Origin of the sequence: Psychrosphaera algicola, assembly GCF_028401425.1 — a bacterium.
Lineage (GTDB): Bacteria > Pseudomonadota > Gammaproteobacteria > Enterobacterales > Alteromonadaceae > Psychrosphaera > Psychrosphaera algicola.
The window spans coordinates 2,543,800-2,570,047 of record NZ_JAQOMS010000002.1; the positions used below are offsets into that span (position 1 = coordinate 2,543,800).

Consider the following 26,248-nt stretch of genomic DNA (forward strand, 5'->3'; position numbering starts at 1 on the left):
AAAAACGTGTTTAAGTGAACTTCTGCTTTTCGCTCAAAGCTGCCTGTCGTCGGTTAATCAAAGCGTCACATCAGGTTTGAGCCACGACACTTTATGACTGATTAATACTGAGCGGTAAGTGCAGCGCACGATTCATTTCGTAATCAATTTGTCTATGACCAACTATCATTGTCGCACTTCGATGGTAATTGTCTCAATTGATGATCCGAGTCGTCACAACCTAACAATCTTGCCCGCACGCCCATCCACAGGCCCAGTACCACTGGAAGTTATAGCCGCCTAACCAACCCGTTACATCTGTGACCTCGCCAATAAAATACAAACCTTTTACTGATTTACATTCCATCGTTTTTGACGACAGTTGGTTGGTGTCTACGCCGCCTAAAGTGACTTCGGCGGTTCGGTAACCTTCAGTGCCGTTTGGTTTTACTTGCCACTGATGAATGGTGGCGATGGTGTTGTCTAAGTCTTTATGCTGGAGTTGCTTTATTGGCTTGTCAACGAGTTGTTTTGACTCGATTAATGCTTCGATAAACCGTTTTGGTAACCACTGCGCTAACGTATTTTTTAGGCTTTGATTTGACGACTGTTGTTTTAAATTATCCAGTTCTTGTTTTAAGTCGATATGAGGCAGCAAATCGATTGAAACCGCTTCGCCTTAGTAACCAATAATTGGAGATTTGTAAAATCGATGGACCAGACAAACCTCGGTGGGTAAATAACATGTCGGCGGGGAACGAAGTGCCGTCTTTTGATTCCACTCGAATCGGGAGCGATACGCCAGATAAATCAGCATAAATCGCTTTGTCATGGTCATGCAGGGTAAATGGCACAAGGCCAGCGCGTGTTGGCAATACCGTTAATCCAAACTGCTCAGCCACTTTATATCCAAAAGGCGTCGCACCTAATTTAGGCATAGACAGCCCGCCAGTTGCGATTACAACCGACTCACATTGATAGTTAAGGCCAGATGTTTGCACTTCAAAACCTGAGTCGGTTTTTGTTACGTTTGTAATTTCGGTTCTAAGCTGAACTTTAACGCCGGCTTCGTTGCATTCGCCCATTAATAGTCGCACGATATCTTTGGCACTGTCGTCACAAAAAAGCTGACCAAAGTCGCGTTCGTGGTAAGCAATCTCATATTTGGCAATCAGACTTAAAAAGTCCCACTGGGTATAACGAGACAACGCCGATTTAACAAAGTGCTCATTGCTGCATAAATAGTTGCTTGGCTCGACATCCATATTAGTAAAATTACAGCGGCCGCCGCCAGAAATTAATATCTTTTTCCCGGCTTGCTTTGCGTGATCAAGCAATAATACACGACGTCCCCGATAACCCGCTTGTGCTGCACACATCAATCCGGCTGCACCCGCTCCGATAACGATTACGTCAAACTGCTGACCTGCCATAACTTACTCCAAAATTTTAAAGGCGCATTTTCCAATAAGCAGATCATTAAAACAACTGAATTCCTTATTCCGCCGAAATTTCGTTCAATAACAAAAATAAATAGCCCATTATTAAAAATATTTAGTGTTAATACTCGATTTGCACTCGAAAAGTGGTGATTAATTAGTATACAATACGCGGCTTGTTAACAATTTAATATTTGCGTAGGAAAGTTCGTGACCTATAGAGTCTTTTTATTTTTTATTTTAGTTTTTTGCCAATTGGAGCCGAAGCTCGCATGATGATGCTCGCATCACCTATAGCAACTATAAACTTGAACCTATGTTCAAAGATAAAGAATGGGATATGTCGGCCGAACTTGGTGTCCTCCTCACATCTGGTAATACAAATTCAACGTCGTTTTTAAGTAAAATAACCGCTTCACATGAGATATTAAAATGGCGGTTCAAGTACGATTTAAATGCCTTATTAAAACAAGACGAAAAGTTTGATTCAGAAAAAATAGAGAAGTACTAACGACTACTGCTGAAAAGTATTCATTTGATGCTCAAGGAAACTATGAGCTAACGCGAACCAATGGTGTCTTTGCATTGATTTCACACACCGACGATCGATTTGCTTCTTTTACTAAATACTCGATGATAGTTGCGGGTTATGCTTTCCGCGGCATCAACAAATCAAACATGTTTCTAGATCTAAACTTAGGTCCTGGATACGCAAGAGGCGTATTAAAAGCTGACGGGGCTGTTGAAGAAGGTCCTGTTGTACGCGCTTCAGCGGCCTATTCTTGGGTAATATCTAAAAGCGCTAAATTTGTTCAAAATGTAAGTGTGCAAACAGCTGGCTTTAATAACAGAAGCATCTCAGAAACATCAATCGTCACTAAAATTAGTGACTCAATGCAGATGAAAGTAGGTTTTCGAGCGATTCATAACAGTGAAGTGGCCACTAATCTAAAAAATTTAGATACTCAAACGTCTGTCACTCTAGTTGTTAACATTTAAAAAGACCCATTTGTCATGAATATGTAATTTATTCGATTTTATCGCGTGATAAATTGGACATATTCGAAAAGTCTTCTACTTTAATTAACAAATTCAAAATTTATATTTTATTAGTAACCACAAAAAACTTAACACGGAAATTTTATACATGAATAATTACTTGGTACTTGGCGCTGTTGCATCAGCATTGTTTTCAAATATTGCAACTGCTGCTGAGCCAGCAAAAACATCTAACTTTGACATAACTGCAGAGCTTGGTGTTCTATTAACATCTGGTAATACTGATACATCTTCATTCTTCACTAAGATTGTTGCTAAGCAACAACTAGAAAAGTGGACAAACAAATATACTTTCGACATGTTGAAAAAGAAGCTGAAATCAAAGATTCTGACGGCAACAAAATGACTCAGGAAACTGACGACCGTTGGAATGCTTCTGCAAAAGGTAGCTACAAAGTTAGCGGTAAATCTTCAGCGTTTGTTTTAGGTAGTTATGCTGACACTCAATACGGTGCTTATGCTACATACGCAACTGTATCTGGTGGTTATAGCTTCCGTGCTCTTGAAAAAGAAAACCTATTTTTAGACTTAGATGTTGGTGCCGGTTTTGTTGACGCTAAAGTACAAGGTACTGACGACAGCGATGACAGTGAATTATACCGTGGTTCTGCTGCTCTAGAGTGGAAAATTAACGACATGACTAAGTTTGTTCAAAACGTAAGTATTGAGCACGCTCCTAGTTTAGACAATACTCAAACAATTACTGAAACGGGTGTTTCTGCATCTTTCAGTTCTTCTATGCAAATGAAATTTGGCTTTAAAACAATTTCAAATACCAATGTTGCTGAAGGCTTTGAAAAAACAGACACTGAAACAAGTGTTACTGTTGTTGTAAACTTCTAATATATCGTTGGTTTTTGGCCAACTAAATATTAGATATCAACCAATACGATATAAGGGTGCTTTTGCGCCCTTTTTTGTGCCCGTCTTTTAATGAACATCACTTTGTTTTTATAGTGTGCCGCTAGCGTCATACCAATGGTATTACTGCTTTAAACGTAGCACTTGTTTTGAAACACCAATTTTACAGGGGCTTTGCCCTAGATACTCTCCGTCTGCTTCAATATCTAAGCCTGTTGTTTCAACCACAAGAGGTTGTGACATCGACTTAATTTCAACATGATCCGACCCAGAGTGTTTTGCAAACAGCAACTTTACTAATAAAGCTAACTTGGTCCATAAGTCTTGTTTTGCCAACTTGACCATTTGCACACTATTGTCCTCGGGGTTGGCCTTAGGCGCGATTGGTAAACCGCTTCCAAAAAAGCGACTGTTAGCAAAGGCCGTCATAAAGTTAAAATAGGTTTCCGTTTTATTGTCATACGAAATGGTACATTCGGGTTCCCGGTAAAGCGGGATATACCACAAAGCCGCGATAAGATAACTTAAACTCGGAACTGTCCCTTTGTTGTGTCTTAACGCCTTGGCGATAGCGGCGTCAAAACCAATACCTAATACATTATGGTAATACACCAACTCCGCTGTTTTAGAGCCTAGAAATTCACAATAGCCAAGGTGGATGGTTTTGTTTTCCTCGCCGGTGACGACGTTCAAAAGGTAATCAAGATTATTTCGGTTTTTCCCGTACTAGGCTCGGGCAAAGTCATTCCCCGTGCCGGCTGGCATTAACGCCACATTAAAGTTGTAATCAATCAGTACATTAATCATTAAGTTAAATGTACCGTCACCCCCACAACAATAACATCGGTGTATTCGGTGTGGTGCTTAGCAAAAAATATTTTATTGGCACTAACGGTTGGCGCCGTTGGATAAAGCGTATAGTCAAACTGCATTTGACCAAGCTTCGCTACAAGTTTATTTAACCGGCGCGTTCGACGACGATTTGGTAGGGGATTAAAAACCACCAAATATTTTCTTGCTGTCATTCATTCTCTCGGGTACTTTAGGCCGTCAGTTGGCACTTTTGTTACAGCCTATCAGGTTAAACAAAAAAGATCTATGTCATAGTAAAAAGTAATATCATCACCTAGTCTGACCACATCCAGTAAAAACAGCCACTTGCGGACCTTTATATCAAAAAGTAATAAACAGTATACTATTGATACTTTATCGTAGTAGTGATCCTTTTCTACAATCCCCTCTGTAATCCATAAATCCGAGATCGTTATGAGTCCAACACAACTTGTACAACAATTGAATCAAGCTTCGTCGCCATTGTCGGCGCAGCAAGTGGCAGACCTGCAAACTTTGGTCAGCGCTTTAAACCCAATCCAACAGGCATGGGTAAGCGGCTATTTAGCAGCTACGGCCAATGCAGCTATGCCAGCGGCACAACCTGCGGGCGTTGCTACACAAACCAACGAAGCCTCAGTGCTAACTATTTTATATGGTTCGCAAACAGGTAACGCTAAAGGTGTTGCTAATCAATTGAAAGAACAAGCTGAATCTCGTGGTTTAGCAGTTAAATTGGTAAACATGGCTGACTACAAGCCTAACCAACTTAAAAAGAAAAATATATCGCGATTGCTGTTTCTACCTACGGTGAAGGTGAACCACCTGAAGACGCAGAAGCATTACACGAATTCTTAGCGTCTAAAAAAGCGCCTAAATTAGCTGGCGTGAAAGTCGCGGTTATCGGCTTAGGCGATTCAAGCTATGAATTTTTCTGCAAAACAGCCATCGACTTTGAAGAACGCTTTAAAGCATTAGGTGCTGAAACGGTTGTTACTCGTGCCGAGTTAGACGTTGATTATGAAGACCAAGTACCAAGCCTGGATTACTGGTGCCGTGGACGCATTTGAACCTGAACTCAAAGCAAGCTCACAAGGTAGCGCACAAGTGATACCAATGGCTGGATTTGGTGCGCCTGCACCTCAAGCGAGCCAGTACACAAAACAAAACCCATTTGCCGCTGAATTATCAGTTTCACAAAAATTACCGGCCGTGACTCTACAAAAGATGTTCGCCACGTTGAAATCTCGCTTGAAGAGTCAGGATTAACGTATCAGCCTGGTGACGCACTAGGCATGTTCTTCTTAAACGACGAGACGCTTGTAGATGCACTGTTAACTCAAGTTGAATTAACAGGCGAAGAGCAAGTTAAGTTAGGCGAAGAATCACTCACTGTGCGCCAAGCACTAATTGAAAAGTTAGAATTAACGCAATCTTACCTAGGATTTGTCGACAAGTATGCCCATGCAACAAATAATGCAGAGCTACTAAAACTTGTTGAAGATAAAGCCGCATTGCGTGAATACATCGAAGCACGTCAAATATTTGATGTTGTCGCTCAAAACCCAGCTAAATTAGACGCTCAAACGTTAGTTGATTGTGCCCGTAAGTTACAAGCACGTTTATACTCAATCGCGTCAAGCCAAGCTGAAGTTGAAGATGAAGTTCATTTAACGGTTGGACTTGTCGAATTCGACGCGTTTGACAGCGAACATTTAGGCGGTTGTTCTGGTTATTTAGCACGTCGTGCTGAAGAAGGTGCATCGATAAAAGTCTTTATCGAGCACAACAACAATTTCCGCTTACCAAGTGACGACAATACTCCAGTGATCATGGTTGGTCCAGGTACGGGTATTGCGCCATTTAGAGCATTTTTACAAGAACGTGATGCACGTGACGCCGAAGGTGAAAACTGGTTGTTCTTTGGCAACCCTAACTTTACCCAAGACTTCTTGTATCAAGTTGAAATCCAAGGCTACGTTAAATCTGGCCTATTATCTAAAGTCGACCTAGCGTTTAGCCGTGACCAAGCCGAAAAAATCTATGTTCAAGACAGATTACGCGAGCAAGGCAAAGACGTATTTGCATGGTTAGAAAAAGGCGCGCATTTTTATATTTGTGGTGACGCAAACCGTATGGCAAAAGACGTACATCAAACCCTCCTTGATATTGTTAAAACTCATGGCGGAAAAGATGACGAACAAGCAGAGCTATACCTTAAAGAGTTGCGTAGCACCCATCGTTATCAAAAAGACGTGTATTAATAGTCGAACAGAATTTTAGGAATTAACGTGAGCATAGATTTAGAAAACAATGACATTAAGCCAAACAGCAAGCACGATGCCAATGCAAAGTTTGCTGATAACGAGCGCTTAAAGACACAGAGTAATTTTTACGCGGCACAATTGAAGCCGATCTTACTGACCAACTCACTGGTGGATTCACTGCAGACAACTTCCAGTTGATCCGCTTCCACGGTATGTATCAGCAAGACGACCGCGATATTCGTGCAGAACGTTCTAAACAAAAATTAGAACCGTTACATAACGTAATGCTTCGTGCCCGTATGCCTTGACGGTATTATTCAACCAGCGCAATGGTTAGCCATCGACAAATTTGCAGATGACAAAACCATGTATGGCAGCATTCGCTTAACCACACGTCAAACGTTTCAGTTTCATGGGGTATTAAAGCCGCATATCAGAGGCATGCACCAAATGTTAGACAGTGTTGGTATCGACTCGATAGCAACAGCTGGCGACGTTAACCGTAACGTGTTGTGCACAACTAACCCTGTTGAATCTGAGTTACATCAAGAAGCCTATGATTGGGCGACTAAAATTTCAGAGCATTTGTTACCAAAAACGAAAGCGTACGCTGAAATTTGGTTAGATGGCGAAAAACAAGCAACTACAGAAGAACCAATTTTAGGGTCAACTTACTTACCACGTAAGTTTAAAACCACAGTGACTATCCCACCAAACAACGAAGTGGATATTCACGCGAATGACTTAAACTTTGTTGCGATTGCAGAAGACGGCAAGTTAATTGGTTTTAACGTGCTTGTGGGCGGCGGTTTAGCAATGACTCACGGCGACGTAAACACCTATCCGCGTAAAGCAGATGACTTTGGGTATATTCCGGCTGAGCATACTTTGTTAATTGCAGAACATGTCGTTGGCGTTCAACGTGACTGGGGTAACCGAGCTAATCGTAAAAATGCCAAAACAAAATATACATTAGATAACTTTGGTGCAGACGCATTTAAAGCTGAAGTTGAAAAACGTGCTGGCATTAAGTTTGAAGCAAGCCGCCCTTACGAATTCACTCATCGTGGTGATCGTATCGGTTGGGTAGAGGGCATTGATGGCAAACACCATTTAACGCTATTTATCCAAAGTGGTCGTATTTTAGATTACCCAGAAAAAACCCTTAAAACAGGTTGTCGCAAAATTGCTGAAATTCACCAAGGTGATTTCCGCATGACAGCAAATCAAAACTTAATTATTGCCGGTGTCCCAGCTGATCAAAAAGCCATTATCGAGAAAATTGCTCGCGAACATGGACTTATTGACGACAACGATACTGAACAGCGCAAAAATTCTATGGCCTGCGTAGCAATGCCAACGTGTCCATTAGCCATGGCGGAAGCTGAGCGTTATTTACCAAGTTTAATAGAAAAAACTGAGGCGATATTAGCCAAGCACAACATTGCAGAAGACGACATCATCATGCGTGTTGTTGGTTGTCCAAACGGTTGTGGACGCGCTTTATTAGCAGAAATCGGTTTAGTTGGTAAAGGATCAAGGTAAATACAATGTGTATTTAGGTGGTAACCGTGAAGGAACTCGTGTTCCTAAATTGTATTTAGAAAATGTTTCAGAAGACGTTTACTTGCCTGCTTTTGACGAACTCATCGGGTCGTGGGCAAAAGAACGTAATGACGGCGAATGTTTTGGTGACTTTGTTATCCGTAAAGGAATCGTCGCTGAAGTGAAAGTATCTAAAACAGACTTTCACGCCTAACAAATTTGGGCTCCTTTGAGCCCCATTGGGAAAAAATTATGACTAGTGCTACAGCTATCAATGAAAAAATTCAGGACAAGGTTCTGAATTGATTACAGATCTTGCGCAAATTAATCGCGATCTGTCATCTTTAAATGCTGAAAAACGTGTTGAGTGGGCCTTAGAGAATTTGCCACAACAAGCGATGTTGTCGTCTAGCTTTGGGATCCAATCTGCGGTTATGCTGCACTTAGTAACCCAACAGATGCCAGATATTCCAGTTGTATTGACCGATACAGGTTATTTATTTCCTGAAACGTATCAGTTTATCGATCAACTTGCAGAACGTTTAAACCTTAACCTACAGATTTATCGGTCTGACCTTTCACCTGCATGGCAGGAAGCTCGATTTGGTAAATTGTGGGAAAAAGGTGCCAGCGGTATCAAGCAATACAACCAAATGAATAAAGTTGAGCCGATGCGCCGTGCGCTGCAAGAACTAAATGTAAATACATGGTTCAGTGGTATCCGTCAGGGGCAATCACAAAGTCGTGCGGAAAAACCAGTCGCAGAGTACAGTTTCATCCGTGGTGAAAGTCAGCCGGTTGTAAAACTTCACCCTATACTGGAATGGACAAATCGTGATATATATCAGTACTTACAAAAACACGACTTACCTTACCACCCGCTTTGGGAAGAAGGTTATGTCTCGGTAGGTGATATGCAAACAACACAAAAACTCGAAGCTGGCATGACCGAAGAAGAAACGCGTTTCTTTGGTCTTACACGCGAATGTGGTTTACACGAAGTAAGCGACGGCAGCGGCATTTAGTGCAAAGCTTACCGCTATTTTTTAATTTAGAAAACAAAGCCGTACTGGTTGTCGGTGGCGGTGATGTTGCGTTGCGTAAAGTGCAGTCGTTATTGCAGGCTGGGGCACAGGTAACTGTTGTCTCACCTGAATTTCATCACGCTTTAGAAGAAATAGCGGACTCAAAGCTCAATCGAGTCTTTAAAGAATATCAATCAACAGACGTTGAACAAAAACAACTGGTTATCGCGGCTACAGACCATTTAACATTAAACAAACGTGTTAAAGATGATTGTGACGCTGCGAACATTTGGGTCAATGTTGTCGACCAACCAGATCTCTGTGGTTTTACGTTTCCATCTATCATCGACCGCTCACCGCTTGTTATTGCCATTTCTACCAACGGCAAAGCACCGGTTTTAGGCCGATTATTAAAAGAAAAACTCGAGAAGATCATACCTCGCTGGACGGGCCAATTTGCCAAGCTCGCCGGCGAATTTCGAGCGCAAGCAAAACAGCAAATCAACGATTTTAAATCTCGTCGCCATTTTTGGGAACGTGTGTTCCGCGGTAAAGCATCACAATATGCCGCAGGCGAACAATGGGATTTAGCCACTAAAGAAATGCAAAACGAATTAAGTGCTGCGGCGTCAGGAACAAAATCAGCCACCAGTGACGGCCAAGTCTTTTTAGTCGGCGGTGGTCCAGGCGACCCAGATTTATTGACCATAAAAGCCTTACAAGTTATGCAATTGGCCGACGTTATCGTTTATGACTACCTAATAGCCGATGACATTTTGCGCCTATGCCGTAAAGATGCCGACATGATATCCGTAGGCAAAAAGGCCGGTAAACATACGTTACCGCAGGAAAAAATCAATCAACTACTTGTCGACTTGGCAAAAGAAGGAAAGGTTGTATGCAGGCTAAAAGGCGGCGACCCGTATATTTTTGGCAGAGGCGGCGAAGAGGCTCAACTCCTAGTAACGAATAATATCCCATTTAACGTTATCCCAGGCATTACCGCAGCGTCAGCATGTTCAGCCTCTACAGGCATTCCGTTAACACACCGAGATTACTCCCAGTCTGTGCAGTTTATTACGGGTCATTTTAAAAGTGCCGAGCAAAAACCGAAGGTGATAAAGCGCCGGGCAAAGCCAATCAACCAAACTGGACAGCATTGGCAGCGTCGAATCAAACGTTAGTTATTTATATGGGCATCATTCGCAGCAGCAACGTTAAAGACAATTTACTCAAACATGGCCGTGCCGCTTCCACACCAGTGGCGATTATTGAAAACGGTACTCGTCCTAACCAAAGAGTCGTTACGGGCACACTAGCGCAGCTAGACACCTTAGCTGACGAACATAAAATTGGTTCGCCTGCACTTATCATAGTTGGTGAAGTTGTCGACCTACATCAAACGCTCCATGCGGCCAATCTCGACTCATCGTTTTATTTATCTGAACCAAAATTGTAGTTCAGCCGCCAGTCTCAAGCTTTATTTACTGCTTTTATTTGATGATGTTAATGCACGTTAAATGTTTGCAAACGTCTTTAAAACAAACCTAATGCCTTTGTATCGTTGCGCGGTCATGTACAATCATAGCTGGAATGGCGTTGCATGAAATGGTATTAATGTTGCCATAATTGGCGCCGCTTTTTAATTAACGCCTTTAAAACTCGTATTTCGTAGCTATATGGATATTACAAATTGAATAGCATCAAATTATTATTTTTCCTTGCCAGCATTATTTTCGCTTTTTCTTCGTCGGCCGAAGAACAATACCAACATGAAATTAATTTTGGACTTATCAATGTCGATACCTTTGAACTTTTTAGTACTGATTTCTCTGAATTTCCGGTATTTGGCGGGACATATCGTTATTACTTTGAAGGGTTAAGTGGCAATTTACCAAGCCATATTGAGTCTCATTTAGAACAAAAAAGCTGGGTGCAATACGACATAAACTTGTTGTTTGGATTAGCGCCTAGTTTAAGTGGCCAATATTATTTTGATAACGGCCTTAACCTAGAATATGACATTACTTATCTGCCAAATTTTTTGAGTCTTAACGAAGCCCGTAACTTCTCTGTGCTTTCAGACTTTGTTGTAAACAAAGCACTTAATAACCAATGGCAGCTAGGTGCCGGGTTTGTTGGCATATATAACAATGAAAGTTCTCATTCTTTTGGCTATGACAGAAACGATGTCGATCAGTTTTACATGCCAACATTCCAAGCAAGATATACCGATATTCAAGGCTCAACAGGTTGGGACATCAATAGTAGAATCGTCTTTTTTAGGGATTATTTGTCTTGGTCTAACAAAGTGACTTATTTAGCCTCGAGCACTACAAGTTATAAGGTGACGGCCTCCCTCAGCCGTTTTCGAGATGATGAAAACTATGACTTTGATGATTTAGAGTTTGGAGAAATATATTTTCAAATAAGTGGTTCAAGGGAACATTGGTTTTCAAAACAGTCGTCTATCGACATTGGCATTGGTTTGCTTAACTTACTAAGCGAAGATCATGACGGCATTCCATGGTTACCCGTGTTTGAACTTAACGGCAAACACCGATTTTAAAGCTAACTGACGCTACCTCGGTTTTATTTCAATTTGATACTCGTCTAACGTCACAATTGAAGGGCCACGTTCACGGTCGTTAATAATGGTCTTATCGCCTATTTCAAATGTCACCGCGGCATGTAACGTATTAGTTATCTCCACTGCCACTTGGCTCATGTATTCTTTGCGCTTCTTAGTGATCCGTTTACGCGCATTGTTTAATTTGTCTATTTTGTATTGTTGGTTAAGGATCTGCTCTTTAATCTCAGCCCGTTGCTGGTCGGTAAGAAACGACTGTAACCTATTTTTTAACGCATCTAACTCGTCTGACAATGGCTCAACTTTAGTCCAGATATCGAGCTCTTTTTGTTTAAACAAAACAAAGCTGCGGTTTAACGATACCGACGTTGCCGTGTCTGATGGCGAACCAAGTTTTCCAACCAACAAGCCCTTACTTAACTTAATCTTTCCACCGACAAGCTTGCCGTCGCCAAATTTACCTCGACCAACTCGTAACGACGCGGCGGTTACATTGCAATGCGAGAGCTGTTTATGAACATGCACATCACGCTTGGCAATAATGTCTATTTGATTTGCAAAGGCCACGTTAATTCGGTAGCCAGACTCCAATAAACAGTTACTCATTCGTCCGTCATAAGGTTCGTCTAAAGGCTTACCAGACGCACCAGAGATGATGGTTATTTCACCACGACAACGAATGGATGCTTGCTCTACAAAGCCACCGATAATGACATCGCCGGTTGCCACAATACGCATTTCAGGTGAAACATCGCCAGCGATCATCACTGAGCCGTTAAATTTAATATGACCATGTTTAGGCGTTAATTCGGCTAGCGTATAAACGTCGTCGACTTCCATTCGATTTTCGATTAAACGCGCTAAACCTTCGCGTTTGGCCAACAGGATATTAGTGTCTTTCTTATCTATTGTCGTGCCGCTTGAAACTTCGAGTTCGGCGTCTTTCCCCGCTGTTGGAATTAAGACTTCACCAAGTAAATTTTTGCTCGGCGTACCGCCGGTTGGAGGGAATTTTTGGAATATTTTTTCACCCGGCTTAACCGTTTCAATGTCGCCTAAATCTTTTAGGTCGACCTTGCCGCCTTCAATTTCCATGGGCCGTCTGATCTTTTCAGTCAACAATTCCACTAGAGGTTTGAAATACGCATTTTTACCGTGTTTAGGCTCAAGTCCTAAAGCAATTGTCCCTTCGATTAGGTCGCCTTACTCAGCTTCAATAGTTTGATGCAACAATCTATCAACCAAAGACTTTTTAACACCAAATACAATACCGAGTTTTTTACATTCCGCTTTGATATCGTTTAAATCAATGTTTTTACCGCCCCATGACCATTTCAATTGTGGCTTTAGCGGTCATTTTATTTGCAGATAAAAAGATTGATAATTTACCATCTCTAATCGCAGCAATTTGATGAACAAAGTCCCCTTCAGGCTCAAGTTCTTCTTTTACTGAAATTATAAACTCATTTCCAAGTTCAACAATGGATGGTAGTAATTCGTGAGATAAGCTGGCTTCGTAATATTGGCTGCGTTCAAATGCTGAAATAAGCAAGGCTTCAGTTAAAGGTGGCGTTTCTGCATTGCAAGCAACAATCAAATTGATATTGGTGTCTTCCTGCTCGAAATTAAAATCTTCCAAAGTACTACCTAATTAACCTATATGAACAAAAGTGACATTACACTTGCGATTAAAACATCTGTCGATATCAATTGAAGCGGCCCTATTTAAACCACGAAGTTCACGACCTGTAAGACAACATAAAACATGTAAAGTTATCGGCACGTTTTAAAAAATCATTAAACCGTTCGGGTCGCTCATCGACAAATTACCTCACAGACGAGTTTACTGCAAAGCAAATGTCCTGCACACTTAATGTATCACGCCAAAAGTATTTGGTTGTTTGATACTCGCAATGTTTTATTTATAGCCTTATTTCAAACTCGATTTAAAACCCAGTCTATAATTTAATAGAGTATAACCATGACTTTGGAACGTAACCCAAACAGGAATTTGATATGTTTAATCGCCATATTTGCGCCATTATTTTTCTTCTCACGCTAATGTACTCAGATGATGCTTTATCTCATGCAGAGCATGACAAGGCTCGTTATGTTGCCGTCGACGGCAAAGACCAAGGTTCATGCGAACAACCCGCCCAGCCTTGCCAATCAATTGGTTATGCCGCTAAAAAAGCAAACAAAGGGGATAAAATTTTAGTTGCCGGTGGCGAATACCAAGCCAAGAGTGTCGACGAGCTATTTTATCTCACCTCCGAACTTGTACCAAGTTACGGCGGCTATTCTAAAGCTGACCATTATAAAACCGCTAATCCTCAACAGAACCCAACATACATAAGTGGTGTCCCTGCGACTTATAATAAGCAGCTTAGCGAACGTGGCTTTATTCTCATCGTCGATAAAAAATCAAAGAGCTTGGCGGCGTCGGCAGCATTTCAACAAAAGCTTGGGCAATTTGATGCAATCAAACAATCCCAAAGCGACGTAAGCTGTGTCAACGGCAATGCGGGAAGCTTCCCGTGTAATAATGTTGATCTCGTTTCACACGTGCCACTTAGCAGCTTTGCAAATTCACCATCTGCAGCCAATGACATTTGGGGGCACGTCGACCTAAATACAGATATTGAATACGCTATAATAGGCTTACGTAACGGTGCTTCGGTGGTATCCCTCGAAGATCCAAGTAATCCGCAAGTTGTTGGCCACGTCACCGGATTAACGGCGATCTGGCGCGACATTAAAGTTTATCAGTATTTCGATTTCGAACAGGGCATGTGGCAAGCATATGCTTATGTCTCTACCGACGGTGCGGCGGATAGCGTCACAATTATTGACCTAAACGACTTACCCAATAGCATCCATTCTGTTGGTCATGCCAATGAAGACGCAAGTTTACATAATATCTACGTCAGCAACGTCAACTATGGTACAGGCGTAGCGATTAACCACCGACAACCTTTGTTGCACTCTATGGGATCGAGTCGTTATGGTGGGGCTCACCGCAGCTACGACCTCATCAATCCTAAAGCCCCAACTGCTGTTTATACACCAGTGGATGCAACACGAGACGATTACACCCACGATGGTACGTCTTTTGTGGTCACGGATGATCGAGTGGCAAACGACTGTCAGCGCTTAACCACAGACCAAACAACCCCAACCGAATGTGATATTTTTGTCGACTTTAACGAAAACGAAATGCGCCTTTGGGACCAAACCGATAAAACAGACTTAACCGAATTAGGACAGGGCATATACAACAACGCCGCTTATACCCATTCAGGTTGGTGGACCGAAGACAAAAAGTATATTTACGTTCACGACGAGCTAGACGAACAGCAATTTAATAACAATACCGCAGTGATGATATTTGATGTTTCTGATCTCACGGCACCGTTATCCAAAGGCCGTTGGAACGGCCCAACGAAAGCCATTGACCACAATGGTTTTGTTCGGGGTAATCGTTACTATATGTCTAACTATGAACGCGGCATGACCATTTTGGACATAACCGACCCAGTTAAGCCTGTCGAAATAGGTTACTTTGATACTTTTCCATTTTCAGATGACGACCAGTTTAATGGTGCCTGTGGGCGTTTACCCATTTTTACCAAGCGGTCTAATTTTGATCAGTGATATCAATTCAGGCTTGTACGTCGTTAAGGACAAGACCAAAAACGTTGCAGCGGGCCAGATTTCATTTAGTCAAATGAAGCAAAACTACGCAGAAGGCCAAACAGCCATAATCCATGTTCAACGACTGCTTGATAGCACAGGCGAGATTAGCGTTGAATACCAAACTCTTTGGGGCTCCGCCACGGGCGACGATTTTGTTGCACAAACAGGCAAGCTAACTTGGGCCGACGGAGATAACTCTGATAAAACTATTTCTATCCCAATCAATTCCGACACTGACACCTTAGAATTCACCGAGCAATTTTCGGTCGAATTGTTTAACCCTCAAGGCGGCGCAACATTGCAAAACCCGGGTAACGCCTGGATCATAATTGACGGTAATAATGAAGTTAGCGGCGTTAAATTTGGTGCTGCAAGTGCCGAACTAATTGAAAACCAAACAAGCGACAAAACCCAAATTTTAATCCCAGTTAGTCGACTTCCGTCGTATGTGAGCGGTCTAAATGTCGGAGTCTCGATTGTTCAAACAGGCGACAGCCAAGCCACAAACAACTCCGACTTTGTATTACACGATACAATGTTAACGTGGGCTGCTGACGACAATTCTGACAAAACAATCACCGTCGATATTATCAATGACGATCAGCAAGAAAACACAGAGACAGTAACTTTAGCATTTGATGTGGGTGATAATTACCGAATAGTAGGTACGAACGCGTTCACAATTACTATATTGGACGATGACTCAAATACCGCGCCAACCGTCACAAGCAATAATTATATCGGTGAAACCATCGAATCACTGCCGCTAGGAGACTTAGTCACGGTTAGCGACGATCAAACGAATTTAACGTACCAATGGACACTGAACGCAAACAACAGCAATGCAACACTAAGCACGGCTAACACCTTAAATGCGAAATTTACAACATCAGTCGCCGGAGTTTACCCACTCACACTAGTGGTAACCGACCCATTTGGCGAATCGGCAACAACCTCGTTTACCGTCGAAAAAACCGAAGCAAAAAAGCAAGACAAGGGTGGATTTTCGTTTAATTACTTAACATTGTTTTTAACCACCGCCCTAATCTTCCTAAGAAGGCGCACAGATATTAAAAAGATCGGTAAAATTGTTCAAACTATGAGCAAATAATTAAACAAACCTAAATCAGGGAGTGACAAGCAATTCGACTTTGCTTATACTCCCTGCCGTTTTCTGGGATTCTTATATTCCCAAAAACATATGGTATGCCCCTTAGCTCAGTTGGTTAGAGCATCCGACTCATAATCGGCAGGTCCCCTGTTCAAGTCAGGGAGGGGCACCATTTTCTCTTCCAGTAACATCCAACAAAATCCACCAGCCTCTTCACCTATTGCGCCTTAAGCAGTTTTAGTGGCCAATGAAATCATATTAAATCCAACGACATCCAAGCGACAATGTTACATCGCATGTAACACGGGGTGTAAATGTACGAACTTGGGTGGCAGCGGGTTCTGAGTCGCTGAACTGCTTTTACGATTAGTAAATGGTTGATTCATAACTTCCTCTGCACTCGGTTGGAGATCCCTAATATCGCTTAGGCCGATTCATATTACAAGCTAGGGGAATGACGTTTTTTGTTCTGAACTTTTGAGCTAATTGAAGGTGAATTATGAACTTCCTCTGCACTCGGTTGGAGATTCTGAATATCGCTTAGGCTGATTCATATTACAAGCTAGGGGAATGACGTTTTTTGTGGATTTGGAATGACGTTTTTGTTCTGAACTTTAGTGCTAATTGAAGGTGAATAATGAACTTCCTCTGCACTCGGTTGGAGATCCCTAATATCGCTTAGGCTCTTTTGGGATGACGGTTTTTTCTGTTGATTTGGTATAATGCTTTTCTCTAAAACATGTTTTCACACCAAAAGTTCAGGCGACTTATTCCTTCGTCTAAATCCCCTTTTTTGAGATTTATATCTCGAAGTGAACGGCAGGGACGCCGTTGCAAGGGATGATTGTTCACTTCAAGGACGAAGGGAGTTCGTCAGTACATGGATGTACGTCAGACGAACCATGGACATACTTTCATCCCGTCTTCGACGATAATATAAATCTTAAATAAGGATTAGGGATTTGGTCGAAAGCGGCCTTTTGCCTACATGATCTTAGAAACAAAGAGCGGCTGTTGAAAAAGTAAGGTCGACGCAGTCGAAATAGCTGCCCGCAGGGCAAAGAAAAGCGCAGCCTGCAAAGCGAATTATGAACTTCCTCTTCACTCGCTTGGAGATCCCTAATATCGCTTAGGCTGACTCATATTACAAGCTAGGGGAATGACGTTTTTTTGTGAATTTGAAGGACGTTTTTTGTTCTGGTAATTTGGGTTAATAAAACGAGCTATGAAATTGTCAGCTAATCACGTAACGCCAGCGTGTTCGACGACGTTGAATGTTTCTACCCCCAAAAAGAAATCATGATACAAATAACACTTACGTCAGTCGTTTGAATTCGAGCTATTGATATTTATTTTTGGGAGATTAGTCATGCGCAAAGTGATATTTAGCCTTTCATTCCTATTGTCGGTTTTTGCCTGTAGTCACGCTGCGGCTACAAATGTAAATATCAAAGTCAACGAGCACGCATACGCCAAAGGGCAAAAATTGGTAGAACGTTTATGTACTTCTTGCCATCGACACAATTTAATCACTCGTAGCTCCGGATATACCTATCAACAGTGGCAATCGCTAACCCGCACTATGATAGATTTATCTGCACAACCTGAAACAGAACAGTTAATTTTTAATTACTTGGCACAGACTTACCCTCCGAATAGTCATCGTTCTCCAACTCTTGTTTCAGGCGATGTGCAAATTTCTTTTGAGCAATGGCACACACCAACGTTAGGACAACGTGCTCGCGATCCGGTTGAAGCCCCAGACGGTTCCATATGGTGGGCTGGGCAACGTGCAAACTTAATTGGCCGCATCGACCCAGATACCGGAGAAATGAATGAGTATTCGTTGCCACCGAATGCGATGCCTCACTCAGTGACCCCAGATAAAGACGGTAATATTTGGTATACCGGAAATAAAAATGGCTCGATTGGAAAACTTGATCCAAAATCGGGTGAAATTACTGTTTTTAATATGCCAGACAAAAACGCCAAAGATCCGCACACGGCGACCTTTGACAGTAACGGCATCCTTTGGTTTACAGCACAGCATAGTAATATGATTGGTCGATTAGACCCTAACACCGGTGATATTAAGTTAGTTACCATGCCGACGGAGCATTCACGCCCCTATGGCATTAAAATCGACGCCGACGGCAATCGCTAGGTGGCCTGTAATGGCAGCAATTGTTTAGTGAAAGTAAACCCATCTACGATGCAATTAAAAGAAATTAAACTGCCGGATGCCGCTTCAAAAGTACGCCGATTAGATATCGACAATGCCGGTAACATTTGGTTCGTGAATTCAGCATTAGGTCGCCTCGGACGCTATAGTCCAGACACCAGCGCAATAAAAGAGTGGCCCTCTCCCAGTGGCGAACAATCACATCCATACGCAATCGCGGTTGTTGATGGCATAGTATGGTACAACGAATCAGGAAAACGCCCCGATGCGTTAGTGAGATTTGACCCGACAACAGAAATGTTCCAAAGTTGGGCTATTCCCTCTGGGGAGATTTATGCTGGGATTATTAGGCACATGCGCGCAACTCAAAGTGGCGACTTGCTTATACATCAAAGTAGCACTAACAAAATTATAAGGGTCAAGATAACGCAAGATTAGAGTAACCAATTAAGGGCAATTTTTTGTCCCAGAACAATTACAGAGTCTGCATTATTCAGGTAAGATGAACAAATAGTAAGTCTCTACCCGCTGCAGACTTTGCTATTTAACACCAATTCAATCGATAAATTATTAATCCCCTTTGCAGGGGATTTACACAAAAAGGGATTTGACGTTTATGCGTATTAATAAAGCTGCTTTACTTGCAACGAGCCTTGTCTTTTCAATTGCTAATGCTGAAGTCTTAGAGTTTCCAAAAGCCGGTTTTACAATCAATAGCTTGGATACTAGTCCTACAACAGGAATGTCGCAACCCCTTCAAATGTTTCTCCCTGCCAAAAATGGTTTTGCGTCAAACGTAAATGTTCAAATTCAACCTTACCCTAGCACCTTGACTCAATATAAAGAACTTTCGATAGGCCAATTTAAACAAATGGGTATCTCTATTGTTTCCTTTGAAGAAAGCGCAAATTCAATCTCATTTGAATACACAGGTATGATGCAAGGGCTTAGTCTTCATTGGTATGCCAAGGCTTTTAAAAAAGGTAATTATGTCTATTTAGTTACTGCGACAGGAAACGAAAAGGACTGGGCTGCAGACAAACAAGTCCTAATGGAAAACGTAAATAGCTTTAAACTTAAGTAAATATCATAATTTTTGAATCAACTGAGTCGGACCAACAGGGACCAATGGGGCCAGTGTCGCTGATCCGGGTTTATGGTTAGAAATGGTTGATTCATAGCTTCCTCTGCGCTCGGTTGGAGATCCCTAATATCGCTGTGGCTGACTCATATTACAAGCTAAGGGGATGACGTTTTACTTTTTAAATTTTGAGTTATTGCACTTAAAGTTCAGACTGCATATTACTTCGTCTAAATCCCCTTAGTTAAGATTTATATCTCGAAGTGAACGGCAGGGACGCCGTTGCAAGGAATGTGCATAGGGATGTGCGTACATTCCGTCTTCGACGATAATATAAATCTTAAATAAGGATTAGGGATTTGGTCGAAAGCGGCCTTTTGCCTACTTTTGGGGCTGTTGCAAAAGTATGGTCGACGAAGTCGAAATAGCCGCCTGCAAGGCAAAGAAAAGCGCAGCCTGCAGGGCGAACCATGACATTCCTCTGCGCTCGGTTGGAGATCCCTAATATCGCTGTGGCTGACTCATATTACAAGCTAGGGGAATGACGGTTTTTTCTGTGGTTTTAGAATGACGTTTTTCTGTTTGGTTTGAATAGCGGTTTTTGTACATTGATAATGCGCTGATGAAAAATAAACTTAGCTGTGACTATTCACTTACCATTATGAAACTTTTAAAATGTTGTGCATATTGTGTTTGGGGTTTTTATGTATAAAGCGGTTTCAAGAATACTAGTGCTAGCGATGATGCTTGTTTCCTTTGCGGGGCAGGCACTCACCTACAATGCCGCCCAATTTTGCGAAACAAACGAAGACACGCACTCGCTATCTGACAACCTAACAGTCATAACCTCAAACGATTTACCGGCTTCCGATGTCGATAACCCAGCGGATTGCTGTGATGTCGAATGCTGTGATCTGGATTGTATCTGTATTGCCAATGCTTGTTCATCTGTGGCTTATTTTAGTACAGAACACATTTCTACTAAGACCCAATTGTCAGATGAAATGACTTACCTACAGCAATTTGAACAGCCTAATTCTGTTGCAAGTTTACTTTATCGACCTCCCATTTTTACCTCATAACGGGCGGGTTTCGCCCCCGATTTTTACAACACGTCATTTTTAACTGAATCAACACCATAGTGCTGGGTTATTGCCAGCATTGCCCGAGGCAAAAAATGTTTAAAAAATATTTAAAATCAACAGTAGCAATGCTGTTAATTCCGGCGTTTGTATACGCAAATGAAAGTGAACACGGCAAAGAGCATAGTGATGAACATCACGAAAAACATGAAGAGCATGGAGAACATGGAGAACATGGAGAACATCAACATAGTGAAAGTAGCATTGAGCGGATCCAAGTAAGAGCTTCTCGTTTAGGTCGTATTGTTACCGAATCAGCCACACGAACCGAAATAATTAATGGTGAAGAAATTCAGGAAAAAGCGTTAATGCGTCCCGGTAATATCTCTATGTTAGTTGCTGAAACCGGCGGTGTCAGAGTACAAACAACCTCGCCAGCGTTAGGTAGCGCCAATATTAGACTGCAGGGCCTATATGGGCGTTATACTCAATTGTTAAGCGATGGTTTGCCTTTGTACGGTGGCCAAACCGCGTCAATTGGCCTCCTGCAGATCCCACCAACCGATCTTGCAAATGTTGAAATAATCAAAGGGTCTGCTTCGTCACTTTATGGCGGTTCTGCACTTGGGGGTGTCATAAATCTCATTTCACGGACGCCTTCAGATAACTATGAAGGGGAGGTGCTGGTAAACCTAACCTCCAAAGACGGCCAAGATGTTACGTCTTATTTTGCCTCACCTTTAACAGATGCGTTAAGTGGTTCTGTCACTGCAGGTATTCATAACCAACAAGAACAAGATTTAGATAACGATGGTTGGATTGACATGGCGGGTTACCAAAGAGGCAGTGTCCGACCCCGTTTCTATTGGCAAAACGACAGCGGCGCAAATCTATACGTGACATTTGGCGCAATGACTGAGCAAAGAACGGCTGGAACTTTAGATGACGCTCATCTCCCTGACGACAGTGCTTTCCCATTGACCCAAGACACGCTTAGAACCGACATAGGCTTCATTTACGACCAACCGATAGGTGACGAGCTAAACTTAAATATGCGTGGCTCTGCGATGAATCAAGAGCATCAACACGAGTACGGCGCCATCCTTGAAGATGATAGTCATGAAAGTTATCTGATCGAGTCGAGCTTATCAGGGTATTCTGATCAAACCGCATGGTTAGTTGGCTTGGCACTTCAAACTGAAAGATTTGACTCAAATACCTTCTCAGAATTTAATTACTCTTATCAAGTACTAGGGTTGTTTTCGCAAGTGGACTACGAAGCGAGCGAAGATATTTCAATGTCGCTGAGCGCTCGGGCCGATTGGCATAGCGAATATGGAACCCAGATAAGCCCTCGTGTTTCAATATTGTACAATCCTGATAACTGGACAGTTAGAGCAGCATACGGGCAAGGATTTTTTGCTCCAAGCCCATTTATTGAGGACATCGATGAGGTGGGTTTATCTCGTCTTGCGCCATTAGGTAGCCTTGACGAAGAGCGAGCATCAACTGCATCCATCGATTTCAGCTATGTGTTGGGCAGTATAGAAGCCAGCATGACATTATTTGCTTCCGACATCGATAACGTTACGGCATTAGAAGCAATTGAAAATGCTGACATATATGCGGAAAAACAAGTCCGCATTGTCAACTCTCTAGGTGAAACTGAAATCAGAGGGGCCGAACTATTGCTGCGCTACCGCTGGCGCGACATCAAATTTACAGGCAGTTATTTATATACCGATGCCACTAAAGAAGATGATTCCGGTCTTAGCCGTCAACCACTAACGTTAACACCAAAACACTCCGCTGGATTTGTGGTTATGATGGAGGAACATGGCAGTCATTTGTTGGGATTTGAAGCTTATTATACCGGCACGCAACATCTTGAAAACAACCCTTACCGTAGCAAAAGTAAACCCTATTGGCATTTAGGGCTTTTAGGGCAAATTACCGTTGGCCGAGTAAGCTGGTTTGTTAATGCCGAAAACTTATTGAACATACGCCAAACTCGCGACGACTCATTGTTATTACTTGAACAAGCAGCCAGTGGCCGATGGACAACCGACATCTGGTCAAGAAATGATGGATTTACGGTAAACGCCGGATTACGATTTAAATTTGGTGGTTAGCGATTAAATTCGTTCACTGTTACTCGGTGTTATCTGTATTTTTACTTTTAACACCGACCTTTAAATATAACCACTCAACCAAAGAATAAAGCACTAACGTAAAGCAAAACCCAGCAACAATAATAAAAGGCCAAAAAAGCATCGTCTTGCCATTTCCCCAGTCTGCATAAGCAAATAGAAAACAAACACCCCTATTCCAAGCTCTAGAATAGCGGTAGTGATCCCCGTGTTAACATTTTTACCAACACTCTTCTTAGGGTAAACTTTGTACTTTAAATTTAGTGCCATAATTAAACGTGACCATTTGATTCTAGACTAGCGCTCAATTGAACTTATTTGAATTCCTGAAGTGTTAATTTTCAAAATCGAAAAAAACAAAAAACTAAAATTTACAAACACTAACGAATAAAAACAACAATTTAGAAAAATCTATTCACCGTCCTGTACTACGGATTCAGAGTTACTTATTTTCTACCAAGAATTCTTAATATGCGTAGAAACAGATTAATAATATCCATATAAAGAGCAGCCGCACTATCTACAGCGTTGTCATAGGTTTTTGGTATCGCGTTAGCTCTTGCCCAGTCATATCCGATATAGCCACAAAAAATAACAGCAACAACCCAATCTAAAATACCGTGATGCGTGTTAAATACAAAAATTTCAATAAGCTCAACCACAATGACGCAAAAAAGTGCGATGGTGAGGCCACCGGCAATTTTATTAAAAAGGCCGGATACATAGACCCTAAAACCATCATGACAAAAGTTACCATTCCTGTAACTCTTATGGCTTCGAGCACAATGTCAGGATTATACTGGCTTACCACTAAATTAATAATTAGCCCAAAAGGCACAACAACAAAGTTGTACCCAATGAAGCTCACCAGAGCACTAAGGGATTTGCTAAATAGATAAACACCAAAGAAGCAAGAGGCAAAGTAACCGATATAAAAGAAAATAGGATTAATACTACTAATTGACTCAACTGGAATATTTAAAACCATCCACCAATTAACAGCAAATCCCCAGATTAATGTAAGCCCAATAACAAAGTTATACGTTGAACCGCTTATTCGTTTATTTGCGGTTTCTGTTCTATCAAATACATTTACTTCCATTTTTACTTCCTGATAGTTAAATCGTCGATTCCTGACGCATGGCACGCCTTACTTCATTGATAACAAAATCCAATAGTGCATGCCAGATATAATTTGAGACGACTGGCTGTTCATGAACGACGTTTCATCGACTCTGACCCCACAGCTTGGATTCGCAGGCTTAGTTTATGTTTTACAAAATAAAAAGGCAGACTCGTTGTCTGCCTTTAAAATGTAACTTTATGCGGTTCTCTGGGTTATTTTAATGCCCAAATAGCGTCATAACCCAACTCGTTCTCTTTCTTCTCCATCATCTTAAAGCTTTGTCTCAAAGCTTCCATCAACTCTTTTTGACGCGTCACTTCAGGTAAAATATCCATCATAGTGGCCGCATTCATTTTCGCCTCATCTAAAGGCATACCAGTACCTGAAATAGTACCTTGGTGGAAGATAGTTGGCCCAGCTTTATAGCCATTTGGTGCGCCTGAAATTTGAATACTCATCACTGGTGACAAAGTAAAAGTATTCCAAGGCATTGCTTAAGGTCAATCGTTACCGAAATCAAACCATCAACACCTAACTCTCTGATTAGGTGAGCATCAACTCGGTCAGATGCAAATGTAGATGATATATTGCCAACGATAGAGGAAAATGATGTTGGAATAAGGTTTTTAGTCCCTTTATACGATTTTTCCACTTCAACAATGGTGTTTTCATCGGTGACGGCTTCTAATTTTTGATAAGAAGGTGCTCGCAATACGTTCTCTACAGGAATAAGTTTAATGTTGTATTGGCTTTTTAAGACTTTTTCCAAATCTACGTATAAACCATCAATATAACTATCCCAAAAAGCGTCCGGTAAGGTTGGAAAAGTTCGAGTACTCGTTGTAGTCGTAGTTGTTTTTACGCCACCTAATGTACTGCTCGACGAATCCGTTTTTGATTGTTTAAGTTTTGTAGCTCGCACTGTAAACGATGCTAACGCAAATGTTTTTCCAGAACTCATTGGTCGGCCATAAAACGCATTTGGCTTATTCATTTTTACTTTCATTTCGCCATTTTTTATGGCGATTGTTTCTTCAATATTAATCCCATTGTCCTTAACAACCCCGGTAAATGCGGTTTCCACTTCACCTTTAATTGAAACAGGAACAACATCAATCGACGCACCAATAATTTGACTAGCGCCCACACCCTTTATCACTTTTAAGTTGGTATCAAATCGTTCAACTTTAAGCCAATTCGCACCAGACGTAGCTGGCACTGGCGTAATTGGATTCTTCCAAATTTCTGCAGGTAGCGTAATGTCATCTTTGTATTTAAAAATTCCCGACTCAATAAATGAGTTAATACCCATCACTTTCGTTACTAGCGACACAGAAAATTCAGTATTTTTATCATGTTGCGGGCTTTTCATTTTTAATCGTAAATCTGAATTTAGATCAATTTCCATTCCAGATTTTTTACCATTGACCGACACGATCTCGATTAAAGGTGGTGGTGTTATCGAGAATTCTGCAACCTGACCAGATACCGTTTCTATTCGAATCGTTTTAGGGGAGATATCATTTTTATCTATCCATTTACCATAAAAGCCATTCGCGGTATGAGGTATTTCTGTGCCATCTATAAACACTTTACCGTCTATAGTATACATACCAACACCATCACGTTTCAGAAAACTTACCGAAACTAGATTTGCCCCTTCGCGCCAATTTTCTCCTAGATATTCAACTTCAAATGTTTTTACATCTGCTGAATACATATTCCGAACAAACCCTGCGGAAATAGATACAACTGATAAATCGGAAGTTTTTGAAGTTAAAAGATTCGCAGTCAACTGCCCTACTTGCTTCATTACCGAACCACAGCCGACTACCAACAAAGCTACGAGAATAATACTGTATATTTTGTACTTTAATGTCATTGTTTTTCCTTAAAATTTAACACTACAATTTACCGCTAATGTACTACTCCACTTTCAAGTACCTAATGGAATAATCACCAAATAAACCAACGAGTTACAGCAGTCCTTTTAAATGACATTCGTTTGTTTTAGTTTGACTATTAGCCTTATTAAATAACTCGTTTTCCAATATTTAATTGGTTTCCCGGTATGGCCGGTTTTAAAAGTATAGCCAACAATTATATACTTGCTTCATTTATCCAATTAATAATTTTTATTATAGAAAACAAGTAGATAACTAGATTTTGTTAACAATAACAATTTTTCCATATAGCATAAGTCGATTTTTACCCCGTAATTTCC

Annotated in this window: 21 protein-coding genes, 1 tRNA gene and 6 pseudogenes; 17 read left to right on the top strand and 11 right to left on the bottom strand. The window is 41.4% G+C overall.

Annotation, left to right across the window (positions count from 1 at the left end; translation table 11 throughout):
• Nucleotides 1-220 precede the first annotated feature (220 nt).
• Nucleotides 221-1,412: pseudogene (locus PN838_RS13805) on the bottom strand (BaiN/RdsA family NAD(P)/FAD-dependent oxidoreductase).
• A 322-nt stretch (nucleotides 1,413-1,734) separates the two neighbouring features.
• On the opposite strand from PN838_RS13805, the gene PN838_RS13810 reads away from it, so the two are divergent.
• Nucleotides 1,735-1,929 carry a DUF481 domain-containing protein gene (locus tag PN838_RS13810; protein WP_272181042.1) on the top strand — a complete coding sequence of 65 codons (195 nt, stop codon included), beginning with the start codon at nucleotides 1,735-1,737 and terminating at the stop codon, nucleotides 1,927-1,929.
• An 11-nt stretch (nucleotides 1,930-1,940) separates the two neighbouring features.
• Nucleotides 1,941-2,417: pseudogene (locus PN838_RS13815) on the top strand (DUF481 domain-containing protein); the annotation flags it as partial.
• Between the two features lie 156 nt (nucleotides 2,418-2,573).
• Here the strand turns inward: PN838_RS13815 and PN838_RS13820 are convergent.
• On the bottom strand, nucleotides 2,574-2,720 hold the full coding sequence (locus PN838_RS13820; RefSeq protein ID WP_272181043.1) for a hypothetical protein: 147 nt from the start codon (nucleotides 2,718-2,720) through the stop codon (nucleotides 2,574-2,576).
• Here PN838_RS13820 and PN838_RS27350 point away from each other — a divergent pair.
• Nucleotides 2,659-2,823, top strand: coding sequence for a DUF481 domain-containing protein (locus tag PN838_RS27350; protein WP_370661108.1), 165 nt, complete (start codon nucleotides 2,659-2,661; stop codon nucleotides 2,821-2,823). The genes PN838_RS13820 and PN838_RS27350 overlap by 62 nt on opposite strands.
• On the top strand, nucleotides 2,751-3,320 hold the full coding sequence (locus PN838_RS13825) for a DUF481 domain-containing protein (RefSeq protein ID WP_272181044.1): 570 nt from the start codon (nucleotides 2,751-2,753) through the stop codon (nucleotides 3,318-3,320). Before PN838_RS27350 ends, PN838_RS13825 begins: the two co-directional genes overlap by 73 nt.
• 141 nt (nucleotides 3,321-3,461) lie before the next feature.
• Here PN838_RS13825 and PN838_RS13830 read toward each other — a convergent pair whose 3' ends face one another.
• From PN838_RS13830 to PN838_RS13835, 3 genes are read right to left on the bottom strand one after another with little or no spacing between them, the layout of a single operon-like run.
• Nucleotides 3,462-4,031: a diacylglycerol/lipid kinase family protein gene (locus tag PN838_RS13830; protein ID WP_272181045.1), complete on the bottom strand. Its 570-nt coding sequence runs from the start codon at nucleotides 4,029-4,031 to the stop codon at nucleotides 3,462-3,464.
• A 33-nt stretch (nucleotides 4,032-4,064) separates the two neighbouring features.
• Nucleotides 4,065-4,145 (bottom strand): hypothetical protein, encoded by an 81-nt coding sequence (locus PN838_RS27355; protein ID WP_370661109.1) that lies wholly within the window; start codon nucleotides 4,143-4,145, stop codon nucleotides 4,065-4,067.
• Nucleotides 4,145-4,363 (bottom strand): hypothetical protein, encoded by a 219-nt coding sequence (locus PN838_RS13835; protein WP_272181046.1) that lies wholly within the window; start codon nucleotides 4,361-4,363, stop codon nucleotides 4,145-4,147. Before PN838_RS13835 ends, PN838_RS27355 begins: the two co-directional genes overlap by 1 nt.
• 241 nt (nucleotides 4,364-4,604) lie before the next feature.
• Here PN838_RS13835 and PN838_RS13840 point away from each other — a divergent pair.
• The 5 genes and pseudogenes from PN838_RS13840 to PN838_RS13860 all read left to right on the top strand — a co-directional run bounded on the left by PN838_RS13840 (nucleotide 4,605) and on the right by PN838_RS13860 (nucleotide 11,575).
• Nucleotides 4,605-6,433: pseudogene (locus PN838_RS13840) on the top strand (assimilatory sulfite reductase (NADPH) flavoprotein subunit).
• Between the two features lie 54 nt (nucleotides 6,434-6,487).
• Nucleotides 6,488-8,195 (top strand): annotated as a pseudogene (gene cysI, locus PN838_RS13845) (assimilatory sulfite reductase (NADPH) hemoprotein subunit).
• Between the two features lie 88 nt (nucleotides 8,196-8,283).
• Entirely contained in the window at nucleotides 8,284-9,006 is a 723-nt protein-coding gene (locus tag PN838_RS13850; protein WP_272181047.1) for a phosphoadenylyl-sulfate reductase, read from the top strand.
• Nucleotides 9,006-10,465 (top strand): annotated as a pseudogene (gene cysG / locus PN838_RS13855) (siroheme synthase CysG). The gene PN838_RS13850 and the pseudogene cysG overlap by 1 nt, the downstream one beginning before the upstream one ends.
• Nucleotides 10,466-10,699: 234 nt before the next feature.
• Nucleotides 10,700-11,575 carry a hypothetical protein gene (locus PN838_RS13860; protein WP_272181048.1) on the top strand — a complete coding sequence of 292 codons (876 nt, stop codon included), beginning with the start codon at nucleotides 10,700-10,702 and terminating at the stop codon, nucleotides 11,573-11,575.
• A gap of 12 nt (nucleotides 11,576-11,587) precedes the next feature.
• Here the strand turns inward: PN838_RS13860 and PN838_RS13865 are convergent, their stop codons facing one another.
• Genes PN838_RS13865 through PN838_RS13875 form a run of 3 tightly spaced genes read right to left on the bottom strand, consistent with a single transcriptional unit; the run spans nucleotide 11,588 to nucleotide 13,235 of the window.
• The gene (locus PN838_RS13865; RefSeq protein WP_334313518.1) at nucleotides 11,588-12,790 is read right to left on the bottom strand and encodes a flagellar assembly protein A; all 1,203 of its coding nucleotides are present in this window, start codon (nucleotides 12,788-12,790) and stop codon (nucleotides 11,588-11,590) included.
• 9 nt (nucleotides 12,791-12,799) lie between these two features.
• Nucleotides 12,800-12,934 carry a hypothetical protein gene (locus PN838_RS13870; RefSeq protein WP_272181049.1) on the bottom strand — a complete coding sequence of 45 codons (135 nt, stop codon included), beginning with the start codon at nucleotides 12,932-12,934 and terminating at the stop codon, nucleotides 12,800-12,802.
• On the bottom strand, nucleotides 12,912-13,235 hold the full coding sequence (locus PN838_RS13875; protein WP_272181050.1) for a hypothetical protein: 324 nt from the start codon (nucleotides 13,233-13,235) through the stop codon (nucleotides 12,912-12,914). The genes PN838_RS13870 and PN838_RS13875 overlap by 23 nt, the downstream gene beginning before the upstream one ends.
• Before the next feature lie 377 nt (nucleotides 13,236-13,612).
• Between PN838_RS13875 and PN838_RS13880 the strand changes: the two genes are divergently transcribed.
• The 8 genes from PN838_RS13880 (at nucleotide 13,613) to PN838_RS13915 (ending at nucleotide 22,880) form a co-directional block, all read left to right on the top strand.
• A complete protein-coding gene (locus PN838_RS13880) occupies nucleotides 13,613-15,250 on the top strand; it encodes a choice-of-anchor B family protein (RefSeq protein WP_272181051.1) in 1,638 nt (545 codons plus the stop codon).
• On the top strand, nucleotides 15,180-16,403 hold the full coding sequence (locus tag PN838_RS13885) for a Calx-beta domain-containing protein (protein WP_272181052.1): 1,224 nt from the start codon (nucleotides 15,180-15,182) through the stop codon (nucleotides 16,401-16,403). The genes PN838_RS13880 and PN838_RS13885 overlap by 71 nt, the downstream gene beginning before the upstream one ends.
• A gap of 97 nt (nucleotides 16,404-16,500) precedes the next feature.
• Nucleotides 16,501-16,575 (top strand) — tRNA-Ile (locus PN838_RS13890).
• Nucleotides 16,576-17,772: 1,197 nt separating this feature from the next.
• Nucleotides 17,773-18,567: a Vgb family protein gene (locus tag PN838_RS13895; protein WP_272181053.1), complete on the top strand. Its 795-nt coding sequence runs from the start codon at nucleotides 17,773-17,775 to the stop codon at nucleotides 18,565-18,567.
• A 27-nt stretch (nucleotides 18,568-18,594) separates the two neighbouring features.
• Nucleotides 18,595-19,023 carry a Vgb family protein gene (locus PN838_RS13900; protein WP_272181054.1) on the top strand — a complete coding sequence of 143 codons (429 nt, stop codon included), beginning with the start codon at nucleotides 18,595-18,597 and terminating at the stop codon, nucleotides 19,021-19,023.
• A gap of 178 nt (nucleotides 19,024-19,201) precedes the next feature.
• Entirely contained in the window at nucleotides 19,202-19,669 is a 468-nt protein-coding gene (locus PN838_RS13905; protein WP_272181055.1) for a hypothetical protein, read from the top strand.
• Between the two features lie 701 nt (nucleotides 19,670-20,370).
• Nucleotides 20,371-20,748, top strand: a complete 378-nt coding sequence (locus tag PN838_RS13910; protein WP_272181056.1) for a hypothetical protein — start codon at nucleotides 20,371-20,373, stop codon at nucleotides 20,746-20,748.
• Nucleotides 20,749-20,843: 95 nt separating this feature from the next.
• A complete protein-coding gene (locus PN838_RS13915) occupies nucleotides 20,844-22,880 on the top strand; it encodes a TonB-dependent receptor plug domain-containing protein (protein WP_272181057.1) in 2,037 nt (678 codons plus the stop codon).
• A 464-nt stretch (nucleotides 22,881-23,344) separates the two neighbouring features.
• Here PN838_RS13915 and PN838_RS13920 read toward each other — a convergent pair.
• The 3 genes and pseudogenes from PN838_RS13920 to PN838_RS13930 all read right to left on the bottom strand — a co-directional run bounded on the left by PN838_RS13920 (nucleotide 23,345) and on the right by PN838_RS13930 (nucleotide 25,906).
• Nucleotides 23,345-24,000, bottom strand: a pseudogene (locus PN838_RS13920) (Bax inhibitor-1 family protein).
• Nucleotides 24,001-24,236: 236 nt separating this feature from the next.
• Entirely contained in the window at nucleotides 24,237-24,515 is a 279-nt protein-coding gene (locus tag PN838_RS13925; RefSeq protein WP_272181058.1) for a hypothetical protein, read from the bottom strand.
• Nucleotides 24,482-25,906, bottom strand: coding sequence for a hypothetical protein (locus tag PN838_RS13930; protein WP_272181059.1), 1,425 nt, complete (start codon nucleotides 25,904-25,906; stop codon nucleotides 24,482-24,484). The genes PN838_RS13925 and PN838_RS13930 overlap by 34 nt, the downstream gene beginning before the upstream one ends.
• Between the last annotated feature and the right edge of the window lie 342 nt (nucleotides 25,907-26,248).

Excerpts from the sequence above, each read along its gene's own strand:
- PN838_RS27355 (WP_370661109.1), bottom strand. The coding sequence starts at position 4,145 with ATGATTAATGTACTGATTGATTACAACTTTAATGTGGCGTTAATGCCA.
- PN838_RS13915 (WP_272181057.1), top strand. The coding sequence starts at position 20,844 with ATGTTTAAAAAATATTTAAAATCAACAGTAGCAATGCTGTTAATTCCG.
- PN838_RS13910 (WP_272181056.1), top strand. The coding sequence starts at position 20,371 with ATGTATAAAGCGGTTTCAAGAATACTAGTGCTAGCGATGATGCTTGTT.
- PN838_RS13835 (WP_272181046.1), bottom strand. The coding sequence starts at position 4,363 with ATGACAGCAAGAAAATATTTGGTGGTTTTTAATCCCCTACCAAATCGT.
- PN838_RS13810 (WP_272181042.1), top strand. The coding sequence starts at position 1,735 with ATGTTCAAAGATAAAGAATGGGATATGTCGGCCGAACTTGGTGTCCTC.
- PN838_RS13905 (WP_272181055.1), top strand. The coding sequence starts at position 19,202 with ATGCGTATTAATAAAGCTGCTTTACTTGCAACGAGCCTTGTCTTTTCA.
- PN838_RS13885 (WP_272181052.1), top strand. The coding sequence starts at position 15,180 with ATGACGACCAGTTTAATGGTGCCTGTGGGCGTTTACCCATTTTTACCA.
- PN838_RS13880 (WP_272181051.1), top strand. The coding sequence starts at position 13,613 with ATGTTTAATCGCCATATTTGCGCCATTATTTTTCTTCTCACGCTAATG.
- PN838_RS13930 (WP_272181059.1), bottom strand. The coding sequence starts at position 25,906 with ATGACATTAAAGTACAAAATATACAGTATTATTCTCGTAGCTTTGTTG.
- PN838_RS13895 (WP_272181053.1), top strand. The coding sequence starts at position 17,773 with ATGCGCAAAGTGATATTTAGCCTTTCATTCCTATTGTCGGTTTTTGCC.
- PN838_RS13925 (WP_272181058.1), bottom strand. The coding sequence starts at position 24,515 with ATGCCTTGGAATACTTTTACTTTGTCACCAGTGATGAGTATTCAAATT.